An 11,881-nucleotide genomic window follows, 5' to 3' on the forward strand; every position below is an offset into this window, starting at 1 on the left:
CCATGAGACCGCCCCCGACCACCTATCAGCCCACTACACTCCCGCCGCCCGGTGAAAGCCACAGCTCAGACAGCGAAATCCTGCTGGAGTACTAGTCGCGGAGGGCGAACTCGCACCAGACCGCTTTGCCGCCGCCCGGAGTGCGGCGGCTTCCCCAGGACGAGGCGATCGTCGCGACGATGGAGATCCCGCGACCCGCCTCGTCCTCCGTTTCGGCGCGGCGGCGGCGCGGCAGGTGGTCGTCGCCGTCGGTGACCTCGATGATCAGGCGCCGGTCGGTGCGGCGGAGCCGCAGCCGCATGGGCGGGGTGCCGTGCTGGAGGGAGTTCCCCACCAGTTCGCTGGTGGCGAGGACGCCGAGGTCGCGGAGCTCCACGGGGAAGCGCCAGGACGACAGGACGCCGGAGGCGAAGGCACGCGCGCGGGGAGCGGCCTCGACACCGCCGAGGAGTTCCAGGGCCGCGTTGTGGAACAGCTCCGCGTCGGAGCCCTTGCGGGACGGGTGCTGGACGACGAGGACCGCCACGTCGTCGTCGTGTTCGGCGGTGACGCCCAGGGAGCGGAGCAGCCGGTCGCAGACCACCTGCGGGGTGCCGCTGGCGCCGGAGAGGGCGCGGGCCAGTGCGGCGACGCCCTCGTCGATGTCCTCGCGGCGGCGCTCGACCAGACCGTCGGTGTAGAGGACGGCGGTGGAGCCGGGCGGCAGGGCGATGGAGCCCGAGGTGTGGAGCCAGCCGCCGGTGCCGAGCGGGGGTCCGGTCGGGTCCTCCGCGCGGCGGACCGTGCCGTCCTCGTCGCGGACGAGGATCGGGAGGTGGCCCGCGGAGGCGTAGACCAGCTTTCCCTCGTTGGGGTCGTGGATCGCGTACACGCAGGTCGCGATCTGGCTGGCGTCGATCTCGGCGGCGAGACCGTCGAGGAGCTGGAGCACTTCGTGCGGGGGCAGGTCCAGGCGCGCGTAGGCCCGGACGGCGGTGCGGAGCTGGCCCATGACGGCGGCGGCGCGCACGCCCCGGCCCATCACGTCCCCGATGACGAGCGCGGTGCGTCCGGCGCCGAGGGTGATCACGTCGTACCAGTCGCCGCCGACGGCCGCGTCGGTGCCGCCGGGCTGGTAGGTGGCGGCGATCCGCAGGTCGTCGGGCTGTTCCAGTTCCTGCGGGAGCAGGGAGCACTGGAGGGTGACGGCGGTCTCCCGGTGGCGGCGCTCGCTGGTCCGCAGCCGCTCGGCGGCCTCGGCGTGGTCGGTGACGTCCGACGCGTGCACGAGGACCCCGCCGCCGTCGACGCGGGGGCTGTCGACGGGCAGGCAGGTGACCGTGTACGAGCCGCCGTCCCGGGTCCTGCGGGACTTCACGGTGCGGGGCTTGCCGCTGCGCAGGACCTGGTCCATGAGCGGCAGCAGGCCCAGCTCCTCCGCCTCGGGGCAGGTGTCGGCGACGGTGGCGCCCGAGGGGCGGGGTCCGAAGGCCGCGGCGTACGCGTCGTTGACGTACGCGATGCGGTGCTCCGGGCCGTACGCGAGGGCGATCAGGCCGGGGAGGCTGCCGAGCAGCTCCCGTACGGCGAAGTCCTCCAGGGTGGGCACGGCCGCTTCGGCCGCTTCGGCGGTGAGCTGCTCCCGCTGCCGCGCGTACTCACCGCGGGCGGCGGGCACGGAGCCTTCGCTCCCCCGCGCCGCGCGTCGCTGTGTGCCGGGGAGACGGGCGCTCCAACGGGTGAAGTTCACGGATCTGTATGCCTCGTGGTGTCGGTGCCGTGCAGAGTCACGCTGTGCAGGTGTGAGCCCACCTATGGTCACACGTCCAGTGGGGACGAGTGCACTGACAGTGATGTCAGGACGACCGCTCGTCGTCGTGGTCGGGCGGCGGTGCGGCTGCCAGTTCGAATTCGGCGCGCGGGTGTTCCAACGAGCCGAGGGAGACGATCTCCCGTTTGAACAGGCCGGACAGGGTCCACTCGGCGAGGACCCGGGCCTTCCGGTTGAAGGTGGGCACCCGGCTGAGGTGGTAGGCGCGGTGCATGAACCAGGCCGGATATCCCTTGAATTTGCGTCCGTAGATGTGGGCCACGCCCTTGTGGAGGCCGAGGGAGGCGACGGAACCGGCGTACGCGTGCGCGTACTCCCTGAGGGGCTGCCCGCGCAGGGAGGCCGTGATGTTCCCGGCGAGGACCTTGGCCTGGCGGACCGCGTGCTGGGCGTTGGGGGCGCAGGTCGCGCCGGGTTCTCCGGCGGTGGCGTCGGGGACGGCGGCGGCGTCGCCGGCCGCCCAGGCGTGGTCGACGCCCTCGACGGAGAGCCGGGCGGTGCAGCGGACCCGGCCGCGCGCGTCGAGCGGCAGGCCGGTCGCGGCGAGGACGGGGGCGGGCCGGACGCCCGCCGTCCAGACGACGGTACGGGTGGGCAGCCGGGTGCCGTCGCTGAGGACGGCGACGCGGTCCTCACAGGATTCGAGGCGGGTCTCCAGACGTACGTCGATGTTGCGGCCCCGCAGCTCGCGGACGGCGTACCGGCCCATCTCCTCGCCGACCTCGGGGAGGATGCGGTCCGCGGCCTCGACCAGGACCCAGCGCAGGTCGTCGGGCTTGACGTTGTGGTGGTACCGCGCCGTGTAGCGGGCCATGTCCTCCAGTTCGGCGAGCGCCTCCACGCCCGCGTACCCGCCGCCGACGACGACGAAGGTGAGGGCCGCCTCGCGGACGGCGGGGTCGCGGGTCGAGGAGGCGATGTCCATCTGCTCGATGACGTGGTTGCGCAGCCCGATGGCCTCCTCGACGGTCCGGAAGCCGATGCCGTGGTCCCGGAGGCCGGGGACGGGGAGGGTGCGGGAGACGGAGCCGGGCGCGAGGACGAGTTCGTCGTAGGGGAGGGCGACGGCTCCGACGCCCTCCTCGGCGGTGGCCAGGGTCGCCAGGGTCGCGATCCGTTTGGTGTGGTCGACGGACCGGACCTCGCCGATGACGATCCGGCAGCGGTCGAGGACTCGGCGGAGCGGGACCACCACGTGGCGCGGGGAGATCGAACCGGCCGCCGCCTCGGGCAGGAACGGCTGGTACGTCATGTACGGCTCGGGGGTGACCACGACGATCTCGACGGCACCGGCTCCGAGTTCGGCCCTGAGCTGCCGCTGGAGGCGCAGCGCGGTGTACATGCCGACGTAGCCACCGCCGACGACGAGGATGCGCGCAGGTTCGGTCACTGTCCCATGACGCACCGCCGTCCGTTGTTTGTCCACAGGCCCGGCAAATTGTGTGACGGGAGGGGTACGGAGGCGCGGGGTGGCGCGCGCGCCGGGAGCGGACGCAACCACGCAGGTCACGGCGGGCGCGCCGGGGCGTGCGGGGGGTCGGAATCGGGAGTGATCCGGTCCTTGCTCCGATCGGGGGGCGCACCGTACGGAACTCCCCCTTCTGAATTGACCCCGACTCAACTATGTTCGTACTTCGTCGGGGTGTCGGTGGGGAGCGCGTGGACCGATGCGCTCGCAGGCCGGAAGTCCCGTTTCAGGGCGGGGAGTCTCCGGGGGGAGACACCATGAGCGGGGGAACGCTTATGCAGATTCAGGATTCACGCTGGCAGTCGGGTGCCGGTACGGCGACCGTGGACGACGGGTTCCACGCGGGCGCCGGTGGTGTCGACGCACGGGTCGGCGCGCTGGCCGGTGGCCGGTCGGCGCCGCTGCGGGTGGACGCCCAGCGCAATCTGGAGCACGTGCTGCGCGCCGCGCGCGAGGTGTTCGGCGAGCTGGGCTACGGGGCTCCGATGGAGGACGTGGCGCGCCGCGCCCGGGTCGGCGTCGGCACCGTCTACCGGCGTTTCCCCAGCAAGGACGTGCTGGTGCGCCGCATAGCCGAGGAGGAGACCTCCCGGCTGACCGATCAGGCGCGGGCCGCGCTCGGGCAGGAGGACGAGCCGTGGTCGGCGCTCTCCCGGTTCCTGCGGACCTCGGTGGCCTCGGGCGCGGGCCGTCTCCTGCCGCCGCAGGTACTGCGGGTGGGTGTGGACGACGCGGTGGTGCTGCCGTTCTCCGACGGTACGGACGACGCGGCCCGGGTGCCGTACCAGCGGGGTGTCGGCGAGCCCGCCGACGCGCGCGTGGTCGCGCCGCGCGCCGTGCCCGCCGGTGAGCGGGACGACGCGGGGGCCTCGGAGCTCCTGGAGGTCGTGGGCCGGCTCGTGGACCGGGCGCGGGAGGCGGGTGAACTGCGGCCGGACGTGACGGTGTCGGACGTGCTCCTCGTCATCGCCACCGCCGCCCCGGCGCTGCCGGACGCGGTGCAGCAGGCTGCGGCCTCGTCGCGCCTGCTCGACATCCTCCTCGAAGGGCTGCGCTCCCGGTAGGGGGCCTGTACGGGAGCGGTAGGGGGCCTGTACGGGGCCGTTCGGCGCGGGTGACCGTGCCGGGGCCGGAGGTCGCCCTTCGGTGCCGGAGATCGCCCCGGTCCGGGAGACCGTCCCGGTGCGGGGTGGCTGACTCGTCCTCGTATGCCTTCGGGCGCGGGAGTCGGCCGAGGTCGCCGTGCGCCGTCGGTCACGGACGGGCCGGAGGTCCTGGTGCGCCGGGCGCTTCCGGGGCGCGGGGTTCTCCGTGCGCCGGGCGCGCACCCCGTGGTGTGCGGAGACTCCGGGGTGGCGGTGGGGCATCGCCCCCGTACGTACGGGCGGACCGCCGGGGAGCGAGGGCCCGCGCACTCCGCGGTCGACGTCGTCCGTGCGTCCGGGCGGACCAACCGGCATGACACGAACGTGTGAGCGGTTACGCCCGGATATGCGAAGTCGCCCCGGACGAGTGGTAAGTGGACGCGGCGCTTCGGCGTGCCCGCGCTCTGTGGCAGGCTTGACCGGTGTTCGGGTCCGAGCGTGCGTACGGGGGCTTCCGCGATGAGCGGTGACAGTCGGGACGATCCACTGGGCGGAGGCGGCGCGGAGACCGGCGGCCTGCCCTCCCGGCAGGTGCCGAGCCAGGGCGGGCCGGGCGGCCAATCCGGCGCCCCGGACACGGGCACGGCCGGTGCCGCATCCGGTGCGGACGCACCCGGCGCGGACCCTCGGGGGCCCGGTGCGGACCCGCCGGACTACGACGCGGACGCCAGCGTGCCCCCACAGCGGGCCGGGCACTCCCCCGCCACCGGGTGGGTACCCGGACCCGGCAGACCCTCGGGCACCGAGGGCACTCATCCCGGAGCGACGGCTCCCGGGGGCGTCGCGGGGGCGCCCACCGGGGGGTTCGGCGGAGACGGGGCAGGTGCCGGGGACTTCGGTGACGGTGGCGCCGGGGACAGTGGCGCCGGTACAGATAGCGCTGGTGCAGATAGTGCCGGTGCGGACGGCTTCGGTACAGATAGCGCTGGTACAGATAGCGCCGGTACGGACGGCTTCGGCACGGACAGCTCCCGTGCGGACGGCTTCGGTGACGAGGGCGAGGAGCCCGACACCGTACTGCCGCCGCCGCTCGAACTCCCGCCCTCCGACTCCGAACTCGTCCAGCTCATGCGGGACGGCGACGACTCCGCGTACGAAGAGCTGTTCCGCCGCCACTCCGACGCGGTGCGCCGGTACGCCAGGACCTGCTGCCGGGACGCGCACACCGCCGACGACCTGACCGCCGAGGTCTTCGCCCGCACCCTCCAGGCCGTCCGGGGCGGCGCCGGTCCCGAACAGGCCGTGCGCGCGTATCTGATGACCACCGTCCGGCGGGTCGCCGCGACCTGGGCCAGGACCCAGAAGCGCGAGCACCTCGTCGAGGACTTCGCGGTCTTCGCCGCCGACGCCGCCCGTACCTCCGAGGTCTCCGACCAGGACACCCTCGACCTCGGCGCCGACGTCCTCGCCATGCACGAGGCCGAACAGTCCCTCGCCATGCAGGCCTTCCGCTCGCTGCCCGAGCGCTGGCAGGCCGTGCTGTGGCACACCACCGTCGAGGAGGAGTCCCCGAGCGAGGTCGCCCCGCTCTTCGGGCTCACCGCCAACGCCACCGCCGTCCTCGCCAGCCGCGCCCGCGAGGGCCTCAAGCAGGCCTACCTCCAGGCCCACGTCAGCCAGTCCCTGACGGCGGGCGGCGACTGCGCCCGCTACGCCGACCGGCTCGGCGCCTACGCCCGCGGCGGTCTGCGGATGCGCGCCGAGCGCGGTCTGCGCAAGCATCTCGACGAGTGCGCCCGGTGCAGGCTCGCCGCCGGTGAACTCGCCCACGTCAACGCGGGCATCCCCGCGCTGCTGCCGATCGCGGTCATCGGCTGGTTCGCCGCCGGGTACTCCCTCAAGGCCGCCGGGGTCGTCGCCGGTGGCGTCGCGGGAGCGGGCGCGGCCGGTGCCGCCGCCGCTGCCACCGGGTCCACCGGCACCTCCGGCGGCGCTGCCTCGGGCGGCGCCGTCGCCGAGGGGCTCGGCGCGCCCGCGAAGGCGGGCATCGCCGCCGCCGTCGCGGTCGCCGCCGCCGCCGGGCTCGTCTGGGCGATGAGCGGGAACCCGCGGCCGGTCGCCGCGCCCCGGCCCTCCCCGCCGGTCGTCGCCCCCGTCGTGCCTGCGGCTCCCGCCCCGCCGCCCCCGGCGGCGCCGAAGCCCGTACCCCCGCCCCCGCCCGTACCGACCGTGGTGCCCACCCCGGCCCCGACGCCCCCGCCCAGCCCCGAGCCGCCGACCCCGACCCCCACCCCGGAGCCGACGCCCCCGCCCGAACCCAGCCCCACCCCGACGCCCACGCCCACCCCCACACCGACACCCAGCCCCGAGACCCCGTCCCCGGAGCCGACCCCGACGACGCCGCCGCCCGAGCCGCCGCGCGTCTACCAGGTCAACGAGCTGGAGTACGGGATCTTCGGCGACGGCAGCAAGCCCGAGGTCGCCCTCGCCGACAGCGGCTGGATGTGGCAGCGGGAGAACCTGTCCATCGGCGGCACCCCGTACGCGCACGGGGTGAGCGTCCACGCGCCCTCGTCGCTGCTCATCGACCTGAACCGGCAGTGCACCACTTACGAGGCGGTCGTCGGCATCGACGACCTGAGCGCCCTCCTCGGCATCGGCGGCGTCCGCTTCTCCGTCTACGGCGACGACGAGCGGCTCTGGCGCTCGGACGTGATCGAGGCCGGTGACCCGCCGGTCCCGGTGCGGGTGGACATCTCCGGCCGCCGCACGATCCGGCTGGTCGTCGAGGAGCTGACCCTGTTCGGCCGGGCCGCCGTCGCCGACTGGGCGGAGTCCCGGATCAGCTGCTCCTGACCACTGACTCCGCGAGGGCCAGCACCTCGTCGACGCCGAGGCCCGCGCCCGCCGCGCGGGCCTCGGCCACGCCCGCCGGGCCCAGCGCCGCGAGCGCCCGCTCCGTCACCTCACCGGCGTCCCGCATCCGGGGCACCGAGCGCGGCCCCCGGCCCGGCCACTCCTCCAGGGCGGCCAGGACCCGTATCGCGGGACCCGCCGCGCCCGCCTCCGACAGGACGACGGCGAGCCCCTCGGCCAGGCCCGTGGTGATGAACTCGGCGGACTCCGCGTCCCGTGCGACGCGCAGCGCCTCCACGGCCGTGGCGACCGCCTCCGCGCCGGGCTCCTCCTGCGACCGCACACGGGCCGTGAGCCCGACCATCACCGCCGCGAAGTGCGGCGGCGGCGCACCGGTCGCCACCGTGGCGCCCGCCGTCTCCAACTGGGCGCGGGCCTCCGCCGTGGCACCCCGGTGGACGGCGAGGGTGGCGCGCAGGAAACACACGTACACGGCGGAGTCGCGCACGTGATAGCGCTCCGCCTCGTGGGCGGCCTCGTCCAGGCCCCGCTCGGCGGCCTCCATGTCGCCCAGCCGGAAGGAGAGTTCGGCCAGACGGGCGAGGAGGAACGGGGACTCCGCGTGCGCGCCCACCTCGCGGGCCAGCCGCAGGCCCTCCCCGTACGCCTCACGGGCCTCCTCGCTGCGCCCGCGCATCATGTGGGCCTCCGCCGTGGCGCTGGCGATCTGCGCGCCCATCCAGCGGTCGCCGACCCGGCGGGCGAGGACGGCCAGCTCGGCCAGGTCCTCGTCGACGCCGGGCATACCGCCGGGCATGTCGACGACCATGTGCGTACGGAACATCAGACTGACGCCGATCTCCCAGTCACCGCCGTACCGGCGGCAGTTGGCCACAGCGGCGTCGAGGAGCCCGCGGATCACGGCGGGTTCCTCGGTGAGGTACGAGGTGAACGGCCAGAGCAGGCCGGGGAACCGGGCGGCCTCGGGCCCTGGGCGGGCTCCGAAGGCGTCCCGCACCCGCCGGACCAGCGCGATCGTCTCCGGCTGCTGGAAGTCGCCCATCGTGTGGCTCTCGACCGCGAGGAAGAACTGGAGCATCCGCAGATGCATCCGGGGCCAGTGCCGGGGGTCGTCCTCGTCGTCCGGGTCGGTGCCGAGGGCGGCTGCCCGGTCGGCCCAGTTCAGTCCCTCGGGACGGTAGTTGCGCAGCCACCAGAACCAGCCCATGGCGAAGACGAGCCGGTGGGCGGCGGCCTCGTCGGGGGCGGTGACGAGGGTGCGGTGCAGGGCGGCCCGGATGTTGTCGAGGTCGCCCTCGATCCGCTCGATCCACGGAAGCTGCCCGGCGGACCGCAGTTCGGGCTCCGCCGCCTCGGCCAGGGCGGTGAAGTGGGCGGTGTGGACGGCCTCGGCGGCGGCCAGCAGTTCCGGGGTCCCGGCGGCGCGCTCGGCCGCGTACTCGTGGATGGTCTCCAGGAGCCGGTAGCGCATCTCGCCGCCGGTGGCGGGGGTGGCGACGACGAGGGACTTGTCGACCAGGGCCCCGAGGACGTCGGCGGCGCGCGGGGAGAGGGCCTCTGCGGCGGCCAGGTCCCAGCCGCCCGCGAAGACCGAGACCTGGCGCAGGAGGGTCCGTTCGTCCTCGTCGAGGAGGTCCCAGGACCAGTCGACGACCGCGCGCAGGGTCTGCTGACGGGGCAGGACCGTGCGGGAACCTGAGGTGAGGAGCCGGAAGCGGTCGTCGAGGCGGTCGGCGATCTGGCGGGGGGTGAGCAGCCGCAGCCGGGCCGCGGCGAGCTCGATGGCGAGCGGGAGCCCGTCGAGGCGGCGGCAGATCTCGTCCACGGCCGCGCCGCCGTCCCGGGCCAGGTCGAAGGAGGGGCGGACCGCGCGGGCCCGCTCGGTGAAGAGGCGGTGCGCGGGGTCGGGCGGCAGGGGCTCGACGGGGCGGACGGACTCGCCGGGGACCCCGAGGGGTTCCCGGCTGGTGGCGAGGACGCGCAGGCCGGGGCAGTGGGTGAGGAGGGTCTCGGCGAGGGCGGCGGCGGCGTCGATCACGTGCTCGCAGTTGTCGAGGACGAGGAGCAGCGGGCGGCGGGCGAGGTGCTCGACGAGACGGACGGCGGGGTCGTCCTGGAGGGCCGTGCCGTCGCGGCTGATCAGGTTGACCTCGCGCAGGCCGAGCGCGGAGAGGACGGCGCCGGGCACGGCCCCGGGGTCGTCGAGCGGGGCCAGCTCGGCGATCCAGGCGGCGGGGCCCTCGGCGCGCAGCGCGGCCTCCTCCGCGAGCCGGGTCTTGCCGGAGCCGCCGGGCCCGGTGAGCGTGACGAGCCGCGAACGGGTCAGCTCGACCCGCAGCGCGGCGAGTTCGGGCTCCCGCCCGACGAAGGAGGTGAGCCGGGGGCGGATGTTGCCGGGGTCGGGAGTCCGGTCGGGGCCCGGGGCCGGGGCCCGCGCCCGGTCAGGGGCGGGATGGGTGGCCCGGTCGGAAGCCGTACCGGTGCCCCTGTCCGGGGTGGGGCCGGGGGCCGTACGGGGCCCGGGGAGTGGGGAAGGGACGGGCGTACGGGGTGAGGGGTCGGGCTCCTGGGGCGGACGGGGGTGGGGATCTGGTCGGAGCCGGGGCCGGGGGCCGGGTGGGGCGGCGGGTGCGGCGAGCGCGGCGGGGCTCGGGGGTTCGTCCGGGTGGCGGCTCGGGGGTTCGTCCGGGAAGGCGCTCCGGGGAATGTCCGGGGCACGTCTCGGGGAGCCGTTGGAGGGCGGGCTCGGGGGCGTGCCCGTGAGGAGCGCACGGTGGAGGGCGGTGAGTTCGGGCCCCGGGTCGGCGCCGAGGCCGTCCGCGAGGGTGCGGCGGGCCGCCTCGTACGCGGTGAGGGCGTCCGCGTGCCGCCCCTCGGCCCGCAGGGCGCGTATGAGGTGGGCGCGGAAGGTCTCGTCGTACGGGTACGTGGCCGTCAGCTCGGACAGCTCCGGTACGAGTCCGTCGGTGGCGCCCCGGCGCAGATCGGCCTCGACGCGCCGCCGCAGGGCCGCGAGCCGCTGGGCCTCGGGGCGGACCCCCGCCGGGTCGGGCAGGTCGGCGAGGGCGGGGCCGCGGAAGAGCGCGAGGGCTTCTCCGAGGAGCGCGGCGGCGGTGTCGGGGTCGCCCGCGTCGAGAAGGGCGCAGGCGTCCCGGACGCGGCGCTCGAAGACGTACAGGTCGATGTCGTCGGGGGTGGCGACGAGCCGGTAGCCGGGTCCGGGGGTGGAGACGACGGCCTCCCGGCCGAGGACGCGGCGGAGGCGGCCGACGAGGGCCTGGAGCGCGGCGGGGGCGTCCTGCGGCGGTTCGTCGCCGTACACGTCGTCGGCGAGTTCGCCCGTGGAGGCCGCCCGTCCGCCGCGCAGGGCGAGCGCGGCGAGCAGCGCGCGCAGCCGGGCGCCGCCGAGGGGGAGGGGCGTGCCGTCGGGACGAAGGGCCTCGGTGGTGCCGAGGATGAGATACCGCACCGGCTCATTGTGTCCGGTGGGTGCGGGCGTGCGCCTCGGGGTTTACCCCGGAGTGTCCCCGGTACGGCCCCGGGGGCGTGCGCGCGGGGGCGCGGGGGCGCGCGGCGCCGGAGGCGGGAAGCGAGCGGATCCGCACGGGGTGCGGGCGGGAGGAAGCGGGGGCGCCGGAGGCGTACGGGGCGGGGCGGAGGGTCTCCGGGCTCTGGCGGCCCGCCGGGCGGGGGCGGACCCTCGCGCGTACGGCCTCCGGAGGCGGGTGACACCTGGACGCGGGCGGCCTCCGAGGAGGGCGGCTCCCGAAGAGGGCGGCTTCCGGGCACGTACGGCACCCGCGACCTCCGGGCGCGTACGGCACCTGCGGCCTCCGGGCACGTACGGCCCCTGAGGAGCGGGCGGGGCCCCGTGTGCGTACGGCCTCCGAGGGGTGGGCCGCTCCCCTTCGGGCGGGGCGCGGCGGGTCAGAACGCGCCGGTGTCCAGTTCGAAGCCGAGGGGTGCGGGGAGCGGGACGACCGTCCCCAGCTTGTGGACGTGCTTGTGGGCGTAGTCGTCGCCCTGGGGTTCGGCGCAGACGACCGCCTCGCCCGCCTCGCGGTCGACGAGCAGGTACAGGGGGATGCCCGCGCGCGCGTACGCCCGGATCTTCTGTACGCGGTCACGGCGCGCGGTGGAGGAGGAGGTCACCTCGGCGACGAGGAGGACGGGGTCGGGCGCGTGCCACTCGTGCTGGTCGTCGAAGCTGCCCTTGGGGGCGATGACCAGGTCGGGGATGACCCGGACGGCGTCGGTGGTCCCGGGGAGGCTGAGGCCGACGCCGGTGTAGCGGCCGACGCCCTTGTCATGGTCTCGGACCTGCCCGTTCAGTTCCGAGACGATTTCCTCGTGCTCGCCGTTGGCCGGAGGCACCACGTAGATCTCTCCTTCGATCAGCTCCACGCGCCAGCCCTTGGGTGCCAGCGCACTGAACAGCTCGAAGGTCTTCCCGACACTCGCGCCCTCGTGGTCGGGCGTGCCCGGGGAGAACGCGTCTTCCGGAACCGGCAGGGGCATCGCCATGCTGGAACCTCCTTCGCTCGGTACGACGCTCTCAGCTTAGGACGGGGGGTCCCGCCGGGTCCGGAACCGCTTCACCCGAACGAGCGTGCTGAGACGTTTCCGCCGGTCCCGGCCCCG

At 75.3% G+C, this 11,881-nt stretch carries 6 protein-coding genes; 2 read left to right on the forward strand and 4 right to left on the reverse strand.

Annotated elements, in window-relative coordinates; genetic code table 11:
* Nucleotides 1-91: 91 nt before the first annotated feature.
* Entirely contained in the window at nucleotides 92-1,729 is a 1,638-nt protein-coding gene (locus ACFXGN_RS03905; protein WP_384853132.1) for a SpoIIE family protein phosphatase, read from the reverse strand.
* Between the two features lie 106 nt (nucleotides 1,730-1,835).
* Nucleotides 1,836-3,200, reverse strand: a complete 1,365-nt coding sequence (locus ACFXGN_RS03910) for an NAD(P)/FAD-dependent oxidoreductase (protein WP_384853135.1) — start codon at nucleotides 3,198-3,200, stop codon at nucleotides 1,836-1,838.
* A 353-nt stretch (nucleotides 3,201-3,553) separates the two neighbouring features.
* Between ACFXGN_RS03910 and ACFXGN_RS03915 the strand changes: the two genes are divergently transcribed.
* The gene (locus tag ACFXGN_RS03915; RefSeq protein WP_384853138.1) at nucleotides 3,554-4,342 is read left to right on the forward strand and encodes a TetR/AcrR family transcriptional regulator; all 789 of its coding nucleotides are present in this window, start codon (nucleotides 3,554-3,556) and stop codon (nucleotides 4,340-4,342) included.
* Between the two features lie 1,149 nt (nucleotides 4,343-5,491).
* The gene (locus ACFXGN_RS03920; protein ID WP_384853141.1) at nucleotides 5,492-7,219 is read left to right on the forward strand and encodes a sigma-70 family RNA polymerase sigma factor; all 1,728 of its coding nucleotides are present in this window, start codon (nucleotides 5,492-5,494) and stop codon (nucleotides 7,217-7,219) included.
* Here the strand turns inward: ACFXGN_RS03920 and ACFXGN_RS03925 are convergent.
* Complete coding sequence (locus ACFXGN_RS03925) at nucleotides 7,206-10,709, reverse strand: BTAD domain-containing putative transcriptional regulator (protein ID WP_384853144.1); 3,504 nt, start codon at nucleotides 10,707-10,709, stop codon at nucleotides 7,206-7,208. The genes ACFXGN_RS03920 and ACFXGN_RS03925 overlap by 14 nt on opposite strands.
* A 458-nt stretch (nucleotides 10,710-11,167) precedes the next feature.
* Complete coding sequence (locus ACFXGN_RS03930; RefSeq protein WP_384854463.1) at nucleotides 11,168-11,758, reverse strand: Uma2 family endonuclease; 591 nt, start codon at nucleotides 11,756-11,758, stop codon at nucleotides 11,168-11,170.
* Between the last annotated feature and the right edge of the window lie 123 nt (nucleotides 11,759-11,881).

Source organism: Streptomyces sp. NPDC059247 (assembly GCF_042754005.1).
Classification (GTDB): Bacteria; Actinomycetota; Actinomycetes; order Streptomycetales; family Streptomycetaceae; genus Streptomyces.